This is a genomic window from Pseudooceanicola spongiae (assembly GCF_014899185.1).
In the GTDB taxonomy this organism is placed as follows: Bacteria; Pseudomonadota; Alphaproteobacteria; order Rhodobacterales; family Rhodobacteraceae; genus Pseudooceanicola; species Pseudooceanicola spongiae.
Map to the genome: position 1 here is coordinate 1,938,899 of NZ_CP045201.1, position 19,826 is coordinate 1,958,724.

A 19,826-nucleotide genomic window follows, 5' to 3' on the forward strand; every position below is an offset into this window, starting at 1 on the left:
CTGATACCGTCAGGTCAGAGCGCCAGAATAAGCTTGGTGCGCGATCAGAGGTCCTTCACGAGCCGGAGCGCGTCGTAAATCGCCGCATGGGTGTTGCGACTGGCCACGGCATCGCCGATGCGGAACAGCCGGAACGCCCCATCGGGGTTGGTGGCGACAGTCTGTGCATGCCCCGCGATCAGCGCCTGGTAGTCCACTTCGCCGAGGTTGAGGCTCTGCGGTTTCAGCGCGAAATAGAGATCATCGAGCGGACGGGTACCGTGGTTGACCACCACCTGATCGACCAGACGCACCCGCACCGCGTCGCCATAATCGCTGCCGACGGTGGCTTCGAGCTGATTGCCCGAGACGGCCACCGATTTCAGCCGCCAGGTCACGGTGAAGGTCGTTTCGCGCCCCTGAAGGCTGCGCATGTAGGGCACGAGGTTCATCGCCATGACCTCGGGTGCAAAGCTGCGATCGGGCGTCATGATCTCAACCTTCGCGCCAGTCGCCGAGATCAGATCAGCCGCCTGAATGCCCGCATTGTCACCCGCATCATCATAGACCAGAACATTGGTGCCCGGTTTGACATCGCCCGCCAGAATATCCCAGGCGGAGACGACATGTTCGTTTCCAGCCTCCAGAACCTCGGTATGGGGAAGGCCCCCCGTGGCGATGATCACCTCGTCAGGCCGGGTCGCGAGGATATCGTCTTCGTTGGCGAAGGTGTTGAAATGAAAGGTGACATCGTGCTTGGCGCATTGCATCATCCGCCAGTCGATGATCGAGATCATCTCGCGGCGACGCTCCTGCAGGCTGGTCAGGCGAATTTGGCCGCCCGGCTTGGCGGCAGCCTCAAACACGGTCACGGCATGGCCACGCTCGGCCGCGACGCGGGCGGCTTCCAGACCGGCGGGACCGGCGCCGACGATGGTGATGCGCTTCTTGACCTCTGCCACAGGGATCGTCTGCGGCATCGTTTCCTCGCGCCCGGTCGCGGCATTGTGGATGCAGAAGGCCAGACCGCCCTGATAAATCCGGTCGAGACAGTAGTTGGCCCCGACGCAGGGGCGAATGTCATCTTCGCGCTTCTCGCGGATTTTGCGCACGATATGGGGATCGGTCATATGGGCGCGGGTCATGCCGATCATGTCGACCTTGCCCGCGGCGATGGCATGGCGGGCGGTCGCCACGTCCTGAATCTTGGCGGCGTGGAAGGTGGGAAAGTTCGTCGCCTTTCGGATCTCGCCCGCGAAATCGAGATGCGGCGCGCTTTTCATGCCCTGGATCGGGATGACATCGGTCAGGCCCGCATCGGTGTCGATATGGCCCCGCACGACGTTGAGGAAATCGACAAGACCACTGTCCTTGAAAAGGCGTGAGGCCTCGAAGCCGTCTTTGGCGTCAAAGCCGCCTTTCAGCAGTTCGTCGCCAGTATAGCGCACACCGACCAGAAACGCCTCGCCGCAGCGGCGACGAATTTCCGCAAGCACCTCGAAGGTAAAGCGCAGGCGATTTTCCAGGCTGCCGCCATAGGGCCCGTCGAGGTCATTGGTCAGAGGCGACCAGAACTGGTCCATCAGATGCCCGTAGGCCTGAATTTCGATCCCGTCGAGCCCGGCAGCCTGCATCCGTTCGGCCGCATCGGCGTAGTCCCCGATGATCCGGGCGATATCCCAGTCCTCCAACTTCTTGGGAAAGGATCTGTGCGCAGCCTCACGTTCATGACTGGGCGAGACGACGGGCAACCAATCCGCCTTGTCCCATCTGGTGCGCCGCCCAAGGTGCGTCAGCTGGATCATCACCGCGCAGCCCTCGTCGTGGCAGGCATCCGAGAGCTTTTTCATGTGGCCGACGACTTCGTCTTTCCAGGCCAGAATATTGTTGAACACCGGTGGGCTGTCGCGCGCAACCGAAGCCGAGCCGGCGGTCATGGTCAGGGCGACACCCGCACGGGCGCGCTCCAGATGGTAGTTCAGATAGCGCTCCTTCGGCATGCCGTCCTCGGGATAGGCCGGCTCATGACTCGTGATCATGATGCGGTTTTTCAAGGTCAGGTGCTTGAGCTGAAAGGGCTGAAGAAGCGGATCGGTCGACATGTCAGATGCATTCCCAAAGTCTGCCACCACTGGCGATTGCCAGCAGATTTCTGAAAATGTTCACACCTGTCAATATAAAGTTCATTGATGTCTATTTATGCCATCTCAGACGTCTGAATGGCGGGCGGTCGCCTTTCGCCAAAGACAGCGTATCATTCTAATGGCTTGGCCTGCGTCGTTGCGCATTTGCCCTCGGACCTTTCGATGCGGGGCACGGAGAACGCCGTACAGGGAATGGACATCAACGCACATTTTACAGACAGTGCCTGAGGCGTGCGACCCTGCACCCGCGACGCGGAGATGAAGATGACGCAAGACACGGTGCAGGATCGCGGCTGGCGCGGCTCTCGGGAGCTTTGGCTGGATGCGGCCTATGACGTGCTTGTCGAGAAAGGTATCGATGCGGTGAAGATCATGCCGCTCGCCTCTGCGCTGAAGTTGTCGCGCACCAGTTTCTACTGGTTCTTCAAGGATCGCAAACAGCTTCTGGACGGCCTGCTGCAGCGATGGGAAACCACGACCACCCATCATCTTGTGCGCGCCACCACCGAGTTTGCGGCGACCGAAACTGAGGCGATGCTGAACGTGATCTCGTCCTTCCTGTCGGATACGGATTTCGATTCACGGCTAGAGTTGGCGGTGCGCAGCTGGGCCCAGCAGGACCCCGAGGTGCAGGACCGCCTGCAACGTGCGGATGGCGAGCGTCTGACGGCGCTTCGGGCCCTGCTGGAGACATGGGGACATTCCCCCATCGATGCGGATGTGCGGGCGCGGGCGATCTATCTGGTGCAGCTGGGTTATATCTCGACCCGCGTGCGCGAGGATATCGACGAGCGGCTGGCGCGTTTTCCGCATTATGTCGAGATCTATACCGGCAAGCGCCCCCCTGAGCATGAGATGGCCCGCTTCAAGGCCAAGATTGGTTACACGGCTGCGAAACCGGGCTGAGCTGATGCCCGTCCCGACGGGGCAACCGGGTCGGGACGGGCGCGCTCCTCAGGACTGATCGCGGATCGGGTTCGACAGGATGCCGATGCCCGAAATTTCGACCTCGATCAGATCACCGTCGGCCATGAACAGCTTGGGGTCGCGGAACAGGCCGACGCCGCTGGGTGTGCCCGTGGCAATGATGTCGCCCGGCAAAAGCTCGGTCACGATCGAGAGGTAGGCGATCAGTTCGGGGATCGAGAATGCCAGATCGCTGATCGGGGTCGATTGCACCACCTGGCCATTGAGACGGGTTTCCATCGTCTGTGCCGCCGGGTCCGTCATCTCGTCCACAGTGACCAGCCAGGGGCCCATGGCGCCGCTGTCGACAAAGTTCTTCCCCGCCCAGAACTGCGAGGTGTGCCGCTGGTAATCGCGCACCGAGCCGTCGTTGAAGCAGCTGTAGCCCGCGACGTGGTCCATCGCGTCCGCTTCGGAAATGTCGCGGCCCCGGGTGCCGATGATGACCGCCAGTTCGCCTTCGAAATCGAACCAGTCCGAGGCGCGCGGGCGGATCATCGGGACGTCGTGGCCGACGATGGAGGACGGATAGCGGGTGAAGATCGACGGCTTGGCCGGTTTGTCGCGCCCGGTTTCCTTGATGTGGGTCATGTAGTTCAGGCCGATGCAGATGATCTTGTCGGGGTTCGGTACCGGCGAGACCAGCGTGACATCGGACAGGGCGATCGCTTCGCCGGACTGCGCCGCCGTTGCGACCTCGGACAGGGCGCCGGCCGCGAGGACCGCGCGCAGATCGGGATATTTGCCGCGCAGCGCTGCGCCGGCATCGTGCAGCTGGCCCGCGTGCACGACCCCGTACGAGGCTGTTCCGTCTGAGGTGATGTAGGAGGATATCCGCATGGTTGTGATCCTGTTACTGCGTTTCGTCACCGTGATAGGTGTGCTGTCAGGCCGGGGCCTCTGCTGCGTGGCGCATGTCCACTAGATGGACAGTGGCGTCAGGAAGCGACCGCGAGGACGATCTTGCCGATGTGGCGCCCCTCCTCCATCTGGCGGTGCGCCGCTGCGGCTTGTTCCAGCGGGAAGGTCGCGGCGAGGTGCGGGCGCACCCGGGTGCCCAGCAGGGGCAAGACATCGCGGCGCAGCATCTGCGCCACCTTGGCCTTGCGCGACAACGCCAGAGGGCGCAGCAGGGACCCGGTGATCCTGATGCGCTTGGCCATCAGCGCCTTCAGAGGGACATTCAGCGTGGCGCCGCCACCACCGGAGAGGTGGGCGATACAGCCATCGGGTGCCATCATGGCCAGATCAGCCGCCAGATGCGCCCCGGCAGAGACGTCGAGCAAGGCTGAGATCCCGACGTCGCCCGTGGCCTTCAGCACCTTTTGCGCCAGATCCGGGTCGTTATAATGGAAGGCGTCAAGGGCGCCAAAGCGCCGGGCCGCTTCGATCTTGTCGGCACTGCCAGCCGTGGCAATCACCCTGTAGCCAAGCGCTGACATGGCCTGAAGAGCCAGATGGCCGACGCCGCTGGTGCCACCATGGATCAGAGCGACGCCCGAAGTCTTCAGCTCCATCAGGGCGAAGAAGTTCCACCAGGCGGTGAACAGCGCCTCTGGCACGGCGGCGGCGTGCAGCATGTCCAGACCTTCGGGTACCGGCATCGTGACGGCGGCCTCGGCCAGAGCGAAGGGCGCATAGCCACCGCCCTGAAGCAACGCCATCACCGCATCCCCGATGCCGAACTGCGTCACACCGGCCCCGAGGGCGGCGACATGGCCCGCCGCCTCAAGCCCCGGAACCGGCTGACCATCATGGTGAATACCCGCGGCGCGCTGGAGGCAGTCGTGGCGGTTGATCCCTGCGGCAGCGACCCGGATCAGGATCTGGCCGGGCCCCGGCGCCGGGACGGCGACCGTGGCGGGGTGCAGAACCTCTGGCCCCCCGGCCCCGGTGATCACGATGGCGGTCTGTTCGGTTGGCAGTTTGTGGGAAATGGTCATCGGGCTATGGGCGATCATGGATCCCCCCTCCTGTCAGTTTGGCGTAAATGAAGATCGCGTGGGCGGGCGCTATTCGCGGCGCACGACACTGTCCAACCAGGCGCAATCGGGGACCGGGTCGCCCGCGCGCCTGCCCCGTCGTGCCGCATCCATGCGCATCTCGCGCAGGCTGTCGCGTGCCGGGTCGCCTTCGGGCAGATAGAGCCGGTCATGGCCCCAGTAGCTGGGTCCGTCCGTGGTCTCATGCGGCTGCCAAGTGTCGGGATCGATGACCCGCGCACCCCAGCCGTATTCGACGAAAAAGCCCGAGGGGCTGGTGGCGTAAAAGCTCATCATGTGGTCGTTGGAGTGACGGCCCAGCGTATAGGCGACATTGCCGTCGGCCTGCGCCAGATCATAGCCCTGCCCGACATCATCCAGCGACTGCAGCTCAACCATGAAATGGTGCAGGCCCTTGCGACCGCTGCCCACCATCGCAAAGCTGTGGTGGCGTCCGTTCAGGTGAAAGAAGTAGAGCTGATAGGGCTGCATGCCATAGTCGGTCACGCTGAAGCCCAGCAGATCGCGATAAAACGGCAGCAGAGCCTGCGCATCCGTGACGTGCAGGACCGCATGGCCCATCCCCAGAGTGCCGGTCTTGAAGCCCGAAATCGGACGCGCCGGCACGAAGGGGTCGGTGGCGATATGCGGCGCGCAGAACACCTCGATGTGGTTGCCATCCGGGTCGCTGAACGAGATCAGAGACCCCACCAGCCGCTGGTCGGCCAGCGCGGCGCTTTCGAGCCGCACCGCCACGCCCGCGTTTTCAAGCCGCGTGGCGAGACGATCCAGCTCGGCGGGGCTGTCGACTTCCCAGCCCATGAAGTCCAGCCCTTCGCTGCCGACATCCGTGACCATGAGGCGTTGCTTGCGGTCATCCATGCGAAAGGCGGCAGACCCCGCACCACGGTCGACCTGCTGCATGCCCAGAAGCTGCGTCGCAAAGCCGCCCCACTCCTCGGTCCGGGAGGAGCGGATGCCGATATAGCCGAGGGATTTGAGTGCCATCAGTCGATCTCCTGCGCGGTAAGGAGGCGCGCGAGCGCCCCTGTCCCGGCATGGGTAGCGCCCTGCTGGCCCCGAGGCGCGGCCAGCGCCGCAGCTGTCCGCCCTATGGACAGACCCGAGGCGCAGAAGCCCGCAAGCCTTGTCCGGGTGCAGCATGGCCGATACCACCAGAGCAGGTGAGGCATGCGGAGGAGAAGGCCATGGCGGGTTTCGGATCAGTCAGATCGCTTGAGCGCGGCTTGCAGGTGCTGCAGGTGGTCAATCAACGCAATGGCCTGAAGGCGGCGGAAGTGGCGGCAGAAACCGGGATTCCGCGTCCGACCGTCTATCGTCTGCTGGAAACGCTGGAGGGGCTGGGTTTTGTCGGGCGCGATCATTCCTCCGACAAGTGGCGCCCGACACTGCAGACGAAATCGCTGAGCTCGGGCTTTCGCGACGAGGACTGGGTGTCACAAAGTGCCGTGCCGGAAATGGTGCGGCTGGGACGGGAAATCCTGTGGCCGCTGGATCTGGTGATCTTCAACGACCACCGCATGGAAATCCGGGAATCGACTCATAACATCAGCCCGTATTCGATCGATCACGGCATGGTCGGTTTGATGCTGCCGGTGCTGGAGACGGCGGGCGGACGGGCTTACCTCGCGTTTTCGCAGGAAGAGGAAAGTGCCCAGACGATCCGCGGCTTGCTGGCCAAAGAGAGACAGACGCACCCGGTCATGCTGAGCGACGGGCCGCTGGAGTACGTCCTTGAGCAGTCTCGAAAGCTCGGCGTCGGTTTCCGCAGAGAAGGCTATCGACTGGCCACCCAAAGCATCTCTGCCCCGATCTTTCGCGACACACGGGTCATTGCCTGCCTGACGATCATCTGGACCGGAAGTGCCCTGTCTTTCGACAGCGCGGTCGAGCGGTATCGCGACAAGCTGGTGGCGACGGCGCGGCGGATTTCGCTGGCCCTGGAGCAGGTCTAGCACCACGGCCGGCAGGCGCGAGCGGCAAAGCCCGCGCCCTGTCGTCAGCTCATTGCGCGGTGCCGGCCTTGGCGAGCGCGGCCTTGAAGGCATCGTAGATCTGCTGGCCGTTCTCTGTGTCTGCGATCCAGTCTGTCGTCGCGACCGAGACCGCATCCTGCCACTGCGCCGCGAGGGCCGCATCCGGCGCAACAAGGTCGATGTCGTATTTACCGAGGATGCGGGCACGGGCTTCGGCCACGTTCTCATCAAAGGATGCCCCGAAGCGCTGCGAGAAGGCCGCGCCGGAATTGGCGTCTATCGCCGCGCGGGCCGTGTCGGAGAGGCTGTCGTATTTTGCCTTGTTCATCACGATCAGCATCGGCGTCGCGCCCAGCGGCAAATCGACATAGGTCTTGATCACCTCATCGACGCGGAAGGTCTCGATCGCGCCGAACTGCACGAACGTGCCGTCGATCAGCCCGCGATTGATCGCTTCGGCCATGGTTGGGCCGGTGATCCCGCCGACAGGCACCGCATCCAGAGCACTGATCGCCGACAGCATGACCGGCCCCGGCGCACGCACGTTCAGGCCCTTTAGATCGCCGGGCGCCGTAATGCTGGCAGTGCTGGCAAAGCCGTTCGGAGAGGACGTCATGATGCCGATCATCTTGAAGTTCGCATAATCGCCGCTCAGCACGCCCTGTTCGTAGAGATCCCACATGGCGTCCGACCCGATGGTGGCACTCGGCACCAGAAACGGCAGTTCGGCCACGGTGCCCTCGTTGAAGCGGCCGGGCGTATAGCCCGGAATGACCCAAGCGATATCCGCGACGCCATCCTCGACCAGCTTCAGCTGTTGCGCGGGATTGCGCCCCAGAGTGCCGCCTGGAAAGATCTGGATGTCCAGTTCTCCGCCCGAGGCCGCGTTCACATCCGCCGCCCAGGGCGTGAGGATGTTCTTTGTCACATGCGCAACCGGCGGCTCGAAGCTGGACAGGCGCAGAATTTCTGCGTTGGCGCCGCTGGCCACCGTGACGATGGCAAGCGACGCGGCAAGTCCGATCCCTTTGAGTGTCATGATTCCCTCCCTTTTAAACGATGTATTGAGCAACACTGTGTCTGGCTTGGCGGATCCGCTCGACCGGGCTGCTCGGGGTGTCCACCTGCTGAACAGATCCCTCACCCCAGCACCGATGGCAGCCAGAGTGTCAGCGACGGGAACAGCACCAGCACCGTGAGGCGCACCAGATCGGCGATCAGGAAGGGCACGATGCCGCGATAGATCGTGGTGATCGGGATGTCGCGATGCATGGAGTTCAGCAGCATGACGTTGATCCCGATGGGCGGAGAGATCATGCCGATACCGATCACCACCACGTTGATGATGCCCCACCACACGAGATCGTAGCCCATGCCCTGGATCACCGGGATGACAAAGGGCAGCGTGATGACCATGGCCGCCACCTCGTCAAAAAACGCGCCGAGCAGAATATAGAGCAGCAGGATCCCGAAGATGACCACAAGGGGATGCAGCCCCGCGCCCGAGATGGCACCGACCAGAAAGGACGCCCCCCCCGTGACGGAAATGAAGTAGGAAAAGATCGTCGCGCCAAAGACCATGATGTAGATCATCGCGGTGGAGCCGCTCGCCTCGGCCATCACCCGCAGGAAGGTCGCGCGGCTCAGCCGGCGGCGCAACAGGGCGAAGATGAAGGCGATGACGACGCCAATGGCCGCGGCTTCGTTGACCGTGAAGATGCCCGAGTAGATGCCGCCCAGCACCACGACTGCCAGCAGGATCACGCCCCAGGCCCGACCGATGGCGGCGAGCCGGTCGCGCAGCGGCATCTTGTCCGACCTTGGTGCATGGTCGGGGTGGCGGATCGCGGTGATCTGCACGGCGATGGCGTAGAACACCACGGCAAGGAGCGCTGGAATGATCGCGGCCGTGAACAGACTGAGCACGGATTGTTCGGTCAGCACGGAATAGAGGATCATCATCGCCGAGGGTGGCACGATGATCCCCAGCGTCCCACCCGCCGCAATCGCTCCGGAGGCGAGGCTGGGGTGATAGCCGCGCGACAGCATCTCCGGCATTGCGACGCGCCCGAAGGTCGCCGTCGTGGCCACGCCGGACCCGCAGATCGCCCCAAAGCCCGCACTGGCCAGAACGGTCGTCGTCGCCAGCCCGCCGCGCCGGTGACCGAACAGCGCGCCGGCCATGTCATAGACGTCCGTCGCCAGCCCGCTGGCGGCCGCAAGGCTGCCCATCAGCATGAACAGCGGGATCACCGCCAGATCGAGCGAGCCCATGGCCGAGGCAGGCTCGCTTGCCATCAGCGACAGCGCCGGGCCCCAGCCGACCACCTGGGCAAAGCCGGTCATGCCGACCAGCGCCATCGAAATGCCGATGGGCACATGCAGAACGATCAGCAGCATCATTGCGCAGCAGCCCAGCAGGGCGAGAATAAGCGGGTCCATCATCGTGTCCTTGATCCTGAGCGCATTTCAGAGCGGGGTGCCGGTATCGTCCGGCGCGACCGCGACAGCGTCGGTGTCTAGACCAAGACCGCTGGCCCTGCCCCGCACCAGCGCGGCAAGGTCGAAGACAAAGACCATCGCCTGCACGAAAGCAGCGAGCCACATCATCAGGGCGGCGACGCTCCACCACGGCCAGACCGGCCATCCCAGAACCCAGGTCCGATCACCATTCGCCTGCAGCGAGGCGGCATAGGGTACGAACTCCCAGGCGATCAGCAGGATGAACAGCAGGGTCAGCGCACTGGAGAGCGCCTCGAGCAGGCGATGCAGTGTCTTGCCGCCAAGCGAGCCGAAGACCTCGACCCGGATGTTCTGTTTCATGGCCAGATTGGCGGGGATGCAGGCGGCGATCACCACCGCCATCACCACCGAGCTGACATCGTTGACGCCCTGTATCGGGGCCTTAAAGAGCCAGCGCATCAGAACATCCGTCGTCGTCATCAGCGCCAGAATCAGCAGGCCTGTGAAACCCAGCAGGGCCAGCCCGCGGGCCAGCAGATGGGACCGGGTCCAGATCATCTTCATTGTCGTCCTCCCTCACTCTCACGCGACCCGCAAGGCCGCCTCGTCACGCCAGCGGAGCACGGCCCTGCGGGTGATCACCGTCGTCGCGCAGTAGTCCGCCATAGCGCGCCAGCCCCTCCTCCAGCGCGTCGGGGAACATCGCGGCGGCGCAGTAGCGGTCCGGGCGCACCAGAAGGATCTGGTCGCGATGGGTCAGGAAAGGCCGGGCAATCGCGCTGTCCTCGGGGATCAGCCCCGTGCCAGTCCCCATGGTCGAGAGGCAGACGCGCGAGAGAGGCAGGCCCAACAGGCTGTCCTGGTCCAACCCTTCCAGCGCTGCGGTTGCCAAGGGCCCCTGCGCGATCAGCGCGAAGCCCGCGCCAAGCGCGCTGTCCAGCCGCCCGAGGTCACGGATCCAGGGCTGCGGGATCATTTCGCCCACCAGCGAGGCTTCGAACAACGGCGCCTCAAGATCCAGGAAAAGGCCCTGTCCATAGCGCGGCTTGGGCTTGAAGCGCATCTGGATCAAGTAGTCGCGGACATTGGGAAACGGCGCCAGCGCCTTCAGCAGCAGATCACGAAACACGATCTGGTCGCGCCCTGATGGCATGACAATACTGCCCATGGCGACGGCCAGCTGGATCATGTCCCAGGCGGGCTTGCGCCGTTCGTCATCGTAGCTGTCCATGATCTGCGGCGCGACACCGCCCCTGACGATGGCTGCGATCTTCCAGGCGACGTTGTGGGCATCGCGCAGCCCGGCGTTCATGCCCTGCCCGGCAAAAGGCGGTGTCAGATGCGCGGCGTCCCCCAGCAGCAGGCAGCGCCCGGCACGGAACTGTTCGGCCATGCGGGCATGAAAGGTGTAGACCGTCTTGCGGATGATATCTTCGCGCTTGAAGGGGCGCAGCGGCGCCATCACCTCGGCCAGGAAGCTGTCGGTCAGGACGTCTTCGCGGGTTTCGCCGGGCAACAGCATGAATTCGTAGCGCCGCCCGCCATGAGGGGCGGGTACGCTGACGGCCGGGCGCACATCGCTGCAAAAGAACTTTGAATGCAGGCTCTTGTCGGGATCATTGCGGGTGTCGACAACGATCCAGTCTTCCTCATAGGTGTTGCCCGACATCGCGATGCCCAACCGTTCCCGGATCGGGCTGCGGCCCCCATCACAGGCCAGCACCCACTGCGTGCGGATGCTATGGCTATGGCCCGCAGCATCCCTAACGCTGACGAGGGCATGATCGCCGCTCTCCGCGATATCTCTGACCTCAGCCCCGAAGCGCAGAGCACCGGGGGCAAGCTGTTCGAGGCGTGCGCGCAGAGCGGCCTCCAGCTCGGGCTGAAAGATGAACTGACGCTTGGCAAAGCCGAAGTTGCTGGGGCCGCGTCCGGTCTCGGCAAAGCAGTTCCCGTCATCGTCGTAATAGCGCGATCCGTCGCCCGCCAATGTGTCACGGAGATAGGTCTGATCAAGGCCGAAGACCTGCAGCGTGCGCGCGCCCTCATCGTCGATCACGATCGCGCGGGGCAAGTTCATCGGGCCAATGTCGCGCTCCAGCACCACGAACTCCACGCCGAGCGTCGCCAGAAGACAGGCTGCTGTCAGACCCGTCGGGCCTGCGCCCACGATCACCACTGGCACCTCTTTCGGGTATGAGGACATTGCTGCTACCTTTTCCTGAGTTGCCCTGAGAGGGCCTGTCATGCGTCTGCCACTTGTCCGCTGCCGGTCGGTCCCGCGTCCATCTGCGGACCGGAAGTGTTCACACAGTGGACGCGCGATCAGTCCTGTGGACGCCGGATCGGGGCGGTCCGGCCGCGATAGGCGACGATCAGATCCTGCGCGGTCTCGGTTTCGTCGAAGACGCCGAGGACAACGCCACGCCGCCGCAGGCTGTGACGCAAATCGACCAGCTCCGCCTCGGTCCGGGTGGTGCGTTGCGACACGCGCCGGGTCCAGCGGAACAGCTTGTCGTACATCGCGGCGACCACCTGAGCATGCTGCGGGTCGGCGCCCAGATCGATCAGCTCATCAGGGTCGTTTTGCAGATCAAACAGGATGGGAGGGAAGCCACCCTCGACGTGGATCAGCTTCCAGCGGGTATCTGCGACCATGAACATCACGGCATCGCGCACCGACAGCCCCAACTTTTCCGCGAGAGGCGTCGCGGAGAAATCGTATTCGCAGATCACCCGATCACGCGTCCACGTCGCCTCCCCGCGCAGCAGCGGCAAAAGCGAATGGCCTTCAAGGATATGCTCTGGCACCTCCCCGCCCGCGACATCGACGAAGGTCGGCGCAAGGTCGATCGCCTCGACAAGCGCATCACAGACGGTGCCGCGCGTCACGTCCGCGGCTTCCGAGGGATCATAGATGATCAGAGGCACCTTGACGGCCGCGTCGTGGAAAAAGGTTTTCTCCCCCATCCAGTGATCACCCAGAAAATCTCCGTGATCAGAGGTCAGGACAATCATCGTGTCCTGCATCCGCCCTGTCCCCTCAAGCCAATCTAGCAACACGCCCAGCTGGTCGTCACATTGCTTGATCAGGCCCATGTAGGCCGGGATCACCGCCTGTCGCACGTCATCGCGGCTGAAGGCCTGCCCCACCGGGGTGGTCATGAAGGCCTTGAGCACCGGATGCGCCGCCGCATACTCCGCATCCGAACGCACGGGGGCAAGGACATGCTCCGGGCCGTACATGGTGTTGTAGGGCGCAGGCACGATATAGGGCCAGTGCGGCTTGATATAACTGAGATGACAGAGCCATGGCGTGTCGTTCCGGCTGGCGATGAACGCCATGCCGCGCCGGGTCAGATAGGGTGTTTCGCTGTCGGCTTCCTCGATATTGGCGGCCTCGGGTGCGTGGCGCATGAACCAGCCCGACAGCACGTTTCCCTGCGCATCGACGCCAGAATTCGCGTGGTCGTGCCAGGGGTTGTCGCCATCGTATCCGCGCGCCCTGAGGTAGGCGTCATAAGCTGTGCCGCCCGGTTCGCTCAGCGGGCCATCGGGGCCGACAGCGCGCATGCCGTCTTCGCGTTCAAAGACGTCAAAGCCGCATTCCGCGACACGGGCGCCGATCAGGCTGTCCGGTTCCAGCCCCAGCCGGGCCATGCCTTCGGCGTCGGCGGCCATGTGGGTCTTGCCGACGAGCCAGCAGTCCATCCCCGCGCGCCGAAGGTGATCACCCATGGTCATTTCGCCGACCTTCAGCGGAGTGGCATTCCAGCTGGCGCCGTGACTTTGCACATAGCGGCCCGTATAGGTCGACATCCGCGAAGGCCCACAAAGCGGCGCCTGCACATAGGCCCGGGAAAAGCGCACCCCCATGGCCGCCAGCCGGTCCATATGCGGCGTCTCCAGATGCGGATGGCCATAGCAACTGAGGTAGTCCCAGCGCAGCTGGTCGAACATGACGAACAGGATGTTTCTGGCTTTCATCGCAGCGTCCCCTCTGGTCAGGTCCTGCGCCCTGTCTGAGACCAGAGCCCGCTGAGACAAAGGGCCGCAAAAGCCCTGTCCAACTGACGGACACACGCCACTAGGAAGATTTCACGTCAGGCAGAGGGGCTGGTGTTATCCGTCTGAGGGTCGAAGCTGTTTCGTCAGCTCGCGCCTATCGCGGACACATTCTGTAATATCAGGGGGGGATTTTGGGGTGCTGTCGAAAAATACGAGCCTTTCAGTCGAGGCCCAATATGAGCGGCGCCCACGCCGCGGATCAAGGGGCTAACCTTCCATCTATGGACAGGCACATTTGGGTTGCCCATGAGACGCACAGTCGTGACCAGCCCGGCGTTGAGGAGCGCCACAGGTCCGCTTTCAAACGGACCTGTGGGCCTGACAGACAGAGAGGGAATCGCCCTCAGTTCGCTGGCATAACGAAGATTTCCCGGACGCTGGCGCGGGGATCGGCCTCCAGCGCGAACAGGACGGAGTTGGCGATATCTTCGGGCTTCAGCTTGTCCGGCTTGGCCTCGTCGAAAAAGGGCGTGTCCACCATACCGGGCGCAATGACCGTCACGCGGGCCCCCCACTCCTTGAACTCTTCGGCGAGGTTGCCAGCGTATCCGTGCACGAACCACTTGGTCGCCGAATAGACCGACCCCTTGATATGCGTGCGCCCGGCCGCAGAGCCGGTGAGAACGAGATGCCCGCGATTCTTCTGGAAATACGGCGCAACAGCCTTCGCCGTCCACAGCACCCCCATTACGTTCAGGTTCACCATGGATTGCCAGTCTTCCGCATCGCCCTCTAGGGTTCCGGAGGCGGATGCACCACGGCCGGCGTTGGCGAAAGCGGCTGTCACATCGCCGAAATGCGCGGCAAGCGTCTCGACAGCAGCCTGCTGCTCCGACACCTGGGTGGCATCACCGGGCAAGGCCAGAGCCTTGTCGCCAAGCTCCTCGACCAGCGACTCAAGTTTGTCGGCGCTGCGTGCAAACAGCCCGACATTCCAGCCCTTCGCGACGGCCTGTCGTGCCGTTTCAGCACCAATTCCCGAGGATGCGCCTGTGATGAAAAGTGTCTTCTCTGCCATGATGATGGCTCCTTCCGGCTTCGGTGTTTCCAGACATATGGAGCGCTGAGAGGTCGGGACAACAGGGCGCTACTTTTCGCCGTCCATCGTACGAAGACGGCCGCGCAACAGTGTTGACACCGAGGCTTTGCGCGCACCACGCCCCCCCAGTTCAGTGGTGCTTAGCCCCAGCGAGCACAGCAATCTCTTGACCGAAACGACCAAAACGCGGCCTCGTTTCGCCCCCCGGAACCTGCAGCTATACCCTTGAAAAACCGCTGAAATAAAAAACTCCCGCAACCATCAGGCAACGGGAGTTCTGACTTTCAAACTGAAGAAGGGAAACTCAGCCCCCTTCACGTTCCAGTTTCTTGCGTGCGAGCTTACGGGCGCGGCGAACCGCTTCCGCTTTCTGGCGCGCGTTTTTCTCGGAGGGCTTTTCGAAATGTTGCTTGAGCTTCATTTCACGAAAAACACCTTCCTTCTGGAGTTTTTTCTTAAGGACCCGGAGGGCCTGATCGACATTGTTGTCGCGAACACTGACCTGCATGTGGTTGACACCACCTCTTTAGCTTAAAGTTGCGAAGATACTCAGACGTTAGGCGAATAGAAAACCTGTCCTAGCTTACACTGTATAACAGTTGCAAGTTGAACAGAAGTGATATCGTGATGCACCCAGCCATTGCCCGCTATGCTGAGTGGCAAGAAAGTCGCGGGCAGAGCGAAGCGTTTGGGGCGAAAATACAGACGCGGAGCACCGTTGCAAGAGACAATTGCACCGGCAAGCTGCTGAATTTGATAGCCCGCTTCAACATCGGAGTGCTTGAGATGAAGGACACCCTCAGCTCGCACCCAGCTGCAGGACCGCATGCGGTGTCGTTCAGCATAGCACCTTCGTCGCAAAACCCAGCGGATCGTCCACCCACCAAGTCACAGCACGCATCTTTGCGTTCGCCCCAAGATCGTAGTAACTTCCTTAAGTTCGATAGAGTTCGCGCCGGTGACAACCCGTGTCGCAGGACTGGGGACTGCCCCAAAGGCGGCGCTATTGCGAGCAGATCAAGCAGTGTATGTCTGAACACTTGCATCTTGGGGACACGTTTCATTAGGCCTTTCAGAGCCTGCAACGATCGTATCAACCTGTGCAACGAAGACATGATCGTTGACCAAGCGCAATGCTGCCTCAGGTCTTTCGAGACACTGCGTTCTTAAGTCAGCAGTGTAGGCGTGAATGTCCTATGAGGCTTGGCCCCGTACCCTTCACGCACGCGCTAAAGATGTTCGGAATGGGTCGTCCACGTCGACCAGTCCTGCCATTCGGGCGAAACGTCGCCGCGCCGCCGCATGGTCAGGCCTGAGCCATCTTCGCCGGATGCTGCGAGGTCCATGAATGGCGGCTTTTGTGACCTGGCTTTAAGCGACTGAAGTGTTGGTGAACGTCATATCCCGATCATTGCGAGTCCGGCAAAGACCAGGACGCCAACAGTCATCGTCGCAATGACATGATTGGTGAAGACCGCCACCCCCAATGCCGCGCCGGCAGCAATCCACGTCTGCAAGGGTTGACCCGCCAATGATGACGTAACCAGACAAATGATAATCAGGCCGGGAAGTTCATCCAGAACCCACGCATGACGCGAGGCGCGGATACGTCCGCCAGCGATCAATCCAACAACACGGATAGAGAACGCCGCAATGGCCAAAACGCCAATCACAGCCCAGTGCGCGCCGGTCATGGCTTCACCCTTTCAAATCGACGACGTGACGCTAAAAACACCAGCCCGCCCAATGTTCCGGCGACGATCGCATAGGCTTGGGGGACGCCGAGCGATACGCTGGAAATGGTCATTGCGGCTGCAACGAGCCAAGGCAGCATTTGCGACTGTCCGCGCCAAAGCCCTCGCGCCATCGCGATAAACGCCGCCGTGAAAGCAAATCCCAGACCAAATCGTTCAAGATCGGGCAATACCGCGCCAACCAAGGCTCCCGCCGTGGTCGAAGCTGTCCAGACGCTGATCATCACCAAACCCGATCCCAACAGGAAGTCAGACCCAACGTCAGGAGATTTTGCGCGTTCTGCCATTGTCAGCGCCCAGTTTTCGTCCCCTGTGATGTGGATCGCCAAGAGCTTGGTGCGCAAGGGCAGCCCTGCGAGCACGTCTGACAGGGACGCGACGATGCCGATGTATCGCAAATTCAGCGCCGCCCCCGCCAAAGCAGCGCCAAGCACTGTCTGCGTGCTGGCGAATTGTTCCACCGCGACGATTTGTGAAGATCCGGCATGGACAGAGGCGCTCATCAGCCCGACTCCCCACCATGGAAAACCAACTTGAGCGGCAAGCAGACCGAAAGCAAAGCCGTAGATGGCTGCTCCAAGAGCGAGGGGAAGAATAGCAAATGCACCGTGTTTCATATCAATTTTAATAGATTATGGACTTGATGCAAGATACATTGAACACTGCGATAAAGTGATCGTTTCGCATCACTAATTTAAGTAAAGTAGGGTTATGACGATCATGGATAAGACAGATCGCAAACTTCTCGACCACCTTCAGAAGAATTCAAGGACCCCTGTTCAAGCGCTCGCGGATGCCACTGGCGTCTCGACCGCTTCCGTCCAAAGACGTATGCGCTCCTTGCGCGACGCTGGCGTGATCAAACGCGAAGTGGCCATCCTTGACCCGAAACCCTTGGGATTGGGCATCACCGCCATCGTGACGGTCGAGTTGGAACGGGACCGGCTTGATCAGATTGACGCATTTAAACGCAAAGCGCGTGACGATCGGCAGGTGACGCATTTCTATTGCATCGCTGGCGCATCCGACTTCATCCTTGTGGTTATGGCAGAAGATATCGCAGCCTACGAGGCCTTCACGCATCGGTTTTTCTTTGCCGATAAAACCGTCCGAAAATTCTCTACATCCATCGTGATTTCAACCGAGAAGGCCACATCGGAACTACCGATCTGACAACAGCCATTGGCGCGACAGCAGTGAAGGCTCATGACCTGCTTCCCTGAAAAGTCCTCGATTTGGGGTGAGTCTTTTCCTTGTAAAGGAGACGGACGATGAAGCGATCACGGTTCACGGAAGAACAGATCATTGGCATTTTGAAGGAGCACCAGGCCGGGCTTGGGGCGAAGGATCTGTGTCGCAAGCACGGTGTCAGCGATGCGACCTTTTATAAATGGCGTGCCCGGTTTGGCGGCATGGAAGTGTCGGATGCGAAGAAGCTGAAGGCGCTGGAGGCTGAGAACGCGAAGCTCAAGAAGCTGCTGGCCGAACAGATGATGGATGTCTCGACGCTGAAGGAAATGCTGGGAAAAAACTTCTAAGGCCCGGTGTGTGGCGAAGAGCTGTGGATTGGGCCATGACACAGAAGGGATATCGACAGCGGCGGGCCTGCGCTTTGGTCGGGATTGATCCGCGTGTGTATCGACGACCGCCAACGCGATCGGAAGGACACTGAATTACGGGCCCGACTGAAGGATCTGTCGTCGGAACGGCGACGCTTCGGGTATCCACCGCCCGACAGGGCATTGCGCGGCAATGTCCCGAGAGGGGGCGGCTCCATCTTCTGCTGCGACGTGAGGGCTGGTCCGTGAACTGGAAGAAGCTGTATCGCATCTACAAGGAGGAAGGCCTCACAGTGCGCAAACGCTCCTTTCGGGCATTGCTTCGCAATACCCTGTCGGGCAAGGGGTGGCCGAAAGCGTGCCCTTGGCACCAGAGCGCCTATGGCCATTCCGCAGGGGCCGAACCAGCGCTGGAGTCTGGACTTCGTGTCCGACAGCCTGTCCTGCGGCCGTCGGTTCCGGATATTGAACGTGATCGATGACTTCAGCCGTGAGTGCTTGGCGGCCATTGTCGACACCTCTCTGTCGGGCATCCGCGTCGCCCGCGAGTTGGACCGGATCGCTGAGATGCGGGGTTACCCCTGCATGGTGGTCAGCGACAACGGGACGGAGCTAATCAGCAACGCGATCCTGAAGTGGCAAGAGGATCGGAAGGTTGAGTGGCACTACATCGCCCCGGGCAAGCCCATGCAAAACGGGTTCGTTGACTCTTTCAATGGCCGGATGCGCGATGAATTACTGAACGAGCACCTCTTCGACACCTTGCGCCATGCCCGCTATTTAGTGGCGGCATGGCGCGATGACTTCAACTACCACCGCCCGCATTCAAGCCTCGCTGGCCTGACAAAGCGGGAATATGCTAACCGGTCAAACGAAGACCAAAACCTGAACAGAGCTAACTCATAAACGAGGACTCTCTGGGGAGCAGCTCACTCACTTTGTCTGCACTTCAGACAGTCGACATCGAAAAATGCTGCTCAATGGACGAATGGCCGGTTCGGTGAAGCTGCGTCGCGGCATAGCCGGAACCAACCACGTTCAGCTTTGGGCCGAGGCTGTGTGGAAACTCTGCGTCGAGATTGATCTGCAACGGTTGGTGCGCGCGGCTGCATTGCCAGGTCCTTCTCGTGAGCGCGATGAAGCTGGCCGCACCACTCAGCCTGGAAACGCCGCCATCAGCCCCCGAATTTCGATCAGCGAGATCATCCGCTTGATATTGTAAGCCAGAACGTTCAGCGCCATTTCCGTGCGGACGTTTCTCAGCCGCCGGGTCAGGACGTTGGTCGTGCCCATCCAGGCCTTGATTGTTCCGAAGGGATGCTCGACCGTGGAGCGCCGCTCAGCCACGCGGTCGGGATCCCGCCCCAGCTGTCCGCGCATCTCGTCGTCCAGGTGTTCATGGTCCCATCTGGTCATCCGTCGTTCTTTGCCACCGGTGCAGCAGTATCGCAGCGCGCAGTGCCGACAGGCGTTGGTCCAGGTGCGGCCGACCTGCCGGCCGTCGCCTTCCCGCGTGTAGCGGTAGGTCACTTGATTTCCGGCAGGGCAGAGATAGACGTCGCGTTCCGGGAGGTCGAGGAAATCGGCCTTCACGAACATGCCCTTGCTGCGGTTGCCAGAGGTTGTTCCCCGGCATCCCTATGGAATTTATGGGCGCTTAATTCATAAAAATATCCATAACTGCAATCCTGCCAGGTTTGGTATATCGAGGCACGACGCATCGACTGAGCAGCGATCTGTTCATCCTCTGCGATATCCCGTCGCAGATCGCGGCCGCCCCTGCTCGCGCTGCTGCGCACAATGGCGCAGGCCGTCCAGCAGAGGACTATCTCTGGCTGAACGCTTCGGTGAAAATCGCACCCGAAACCTGATCAA

The 19,826-nt window shown here is 61.8% G+C and carries 16 protein-coding genes and 2 pseudogenes; 4 read left to right on the forward strand and 14 right to left on the reverse strand.

Annotated features, from left to right (window positions below):
- Positions 1-44 precede the first annotated feature (44 nt).
- Positions 45-2,081, reverse strand: a complete 2,037-nt coding sequence (hpbA, locus tag F3W81_RS09140) for an N-methyl-L-proline N-demethylase HpbA (RefSeq protein WP_193083279.1) — start codon at positions 2,079-2,081, stop codon at positions 45-47.
- Between the two features lie 306 nt (positions 2,082-2,387).
- Between hpbA and F3W81_RS09145 the strand changes: the two genes are divergently transcribed.
- Positions 2,388-3,029, forward strand: a complete 642-nt coding sequence (locus F3W81_RS09145) for a TetR/AcrR family transcriptional regulator (protein ID WP_193083280.1) — start codon at positions 2,388-2,390, stop codon at positions 3,027-3,029.
- 48 nt (positions 3,030-3,077) lie between these two features.
- On the opposite strand, the gene F3W81_RS09150 is transcribed toward F3W81_RS09145, so the two are convergent.
- From F3W81_RS09150 to F3W81_RS09160, 3 genes are all read right to left on the reverse strand, one after another.
- Positions 3,078-3,929 (reverse strand): fumarylacetoacetate hydrolase family protein, encoded by an 852-nt coding sequence (locus tag F3W81_RS09150; protein WP_193083281.1) that lies wholly within the window; start codon positions 3,927-3,929, stop codon positions 3,078-3,080.
- A 98-nt stretch (positions 3,930-4,027) separates the two neighbouring features.
- Positions 4,028-5,050, reverse strand: a complete 1,023-nt coding sequence (locus F3W81_RS09155) for an NAD(P)H-quinone oxidoreductase (protein ID WP_226941928.1) — start codon at positions 5,048-5,050, stop codon at positions 4,028-4,030.
- 51 nt (positions 5,051-5,101) lie between these two features.
- Entirely contained in the window at positions 5,102-6,079 is a 978-nt protein-coding gene (locus F3W81_RS09160; RefSeq protein WP_193083282.1) for a VOC family protein, read from the reverse strand.
- 200 nt (positions 6,080-6,279) lie between these two features.
- Between F3W81_RS09160 and F3W81_RS09165 the strand changes: the two genes are divergently transcribed.
- Positions 6,280-7,047 (forward strand): helix-turn-helix domain-containing protein, encoded by a 768-nt coding sequence (locus F3W81_RS09165; protein ID WP_193083283.1) that lies wholly within the window; start codon positions 6,280-6,282, stop codon positions 7,045-7,047.
- Between the two features lie 49 nt (positions 7,048-7,096).
- Here F3W81_RS09165 and F3W81_RS09170 read toward each other — a convergent pair whose 3' ends face one another.
- From F3W81_RS09170 to F3W81_RS09210, 9 genes are all read right to left on the reverse strand, one after another.
- On the reverse strand, positions 7,097-8,107 hold the full coding sequence (locus F3W81_RS09170) for a TRAP transporter substrate-binding protein (protein ID WP_193083284.1): 1,011 nt from the start codon (positions 8,105-8,107) through the stop codon (positions 7,097-7,099).
- A gap of 101 nt (positions 8,108-8,208) precedes the next feature.
- On the reverse strand, positions 8,209-9,510 hold the full coding sequence (locus F3W81_RS09175) for a TRAP transporter large permease (RefSeq protein WP_193083285.1): 1,302 nt from the start codon (positions 9,508-9,510) through the stop codon (positions 8,209-8,211).
- A 27-nt stretch (positions 9,511-9,537) separates the two neighbouring features.
- Positions 9,538-10,095, reverse strand: a complete 558-nt coding sequence (locus F3W81_RS09180; RefSeq protein ID WP_193083286.1) for a TRAP transporter small permease — start codon at positions 10,093-10,095, stop codon at positions 9,538-9,540.
- Between the two features lie 43 nt (positions 10,096-10,138).
- Complete coding sequence (locus tag F3W81_RS09185; protein WP_193083287.1) at positions 10,139-11,737, reverse strand: bifunctional 3-(3-hydroxy-phenyl)propionate/3-hydroxycinnamic acid hydroxylase; 1,599 nt, start codon at positions 11,735-11,737, stop codon at positions 10,139-10,141.
- Between the two features lie 119 nt (positions 11,738-11,856).
- Positions 11,857-13,518 carry a sulfatase-like hydrolase/transferase gene (locus F3W81_RS09190; RefSeq protein WP_193083288.1) on the reverse strand — a complete coding sequence of 554 codons (1,662 nt, stop codon included), beginning with the start codon at positions 13,516-13,518 and terminating at the stop codon, positions 11,857-11,859.
- Positions 13,519-13,942: 424 nt separating this feature from the next.
- The gene (locus tag F3W81_RS09195) at positions 13,943-14,617 is read right to left on the reverse strand and encodes an SDR family oxidoreductase (RefSeq protein ID WP_193083289.1); all 675 of its coding nucleotides are present in this window, start codon (positions 14,615-14,617) and stop codon (positions 13,943-13,945) included.
- Positions 14,618-14,942: 325 nt separating this feature from the next.
- Positions 14,943-15,146: a 30S ribosomal protein S21 gene (gene rpsU, locus F3W81_RS09200; protein WP_193083290.1), complete on the reverse strand. Its 204-nt coding sequence runs from the start codon at positions 15,144-15,146 to the stop codon at positions 14,943-14,945.
- A gap of 889 nt (positions 15,147-16,035) precedes the next feature.
- Positions 16,036-16,332 (reverse strand): AzlD domain-containing protein, encoded by a 297-nt coding sequence (locus F3W81_RS09205; RefSeq protein ID WP_193083291.1) that lies wholly within the window; start codon positions 16,330-16,332, stop codon positions 16,036-16,038.
- On the reverse strand, positions 16,329-17,009 hold the full coding sequence (locus F3W81_RS09210) for an AzlC family ABC transporter permease (protein WP_193083292.1): 681 nt from the start codon (positions 17,007-17,009) through the stop codon (positions 16,329-16,331). The genes F3W81_RS09205 and F3W81_RS09210 overlap by 4 nt, the downstream gene beginning before the upstream one ends.
- A gap of 103 nt (positions 17,010-17,112) precedes the next feature.
- Between F3W81_RS09210 and F3W81_RS09215 the strand changes: the two genes are divergently transcribed.
- Complete coding sequence (locus F3W81_RS09215; protein WP_193083293.1) at positions 17,113-17,565, forward strand: Lrp/AsnC family transcriptional regulator; 453 nt, start codon at positions 17,113-17,115, stop codon at positions 17,563-17,565.
- A gap of 98 nt (positions 17,566-17,663) precedes the next feature.
- Positions 17,664-18,857: pseudogene (locus F3W81_RS09220) on the forward strand (IS3 family transposase).
- A 249-nt stretch (positions 18,858-19,106) separates the two neighbouring features.
- Here the strand turns inward: F3W81_RS09220 and F3W81_RS09225 are convergent.
- Positions 19,107-19,583, reverse strand: a pseudogene (locus tag F3W81_RS09225) (transposase); the annotation flags it as partial.
- Positions 19,584-19,826: the final 243 nt, after the last annotated feature.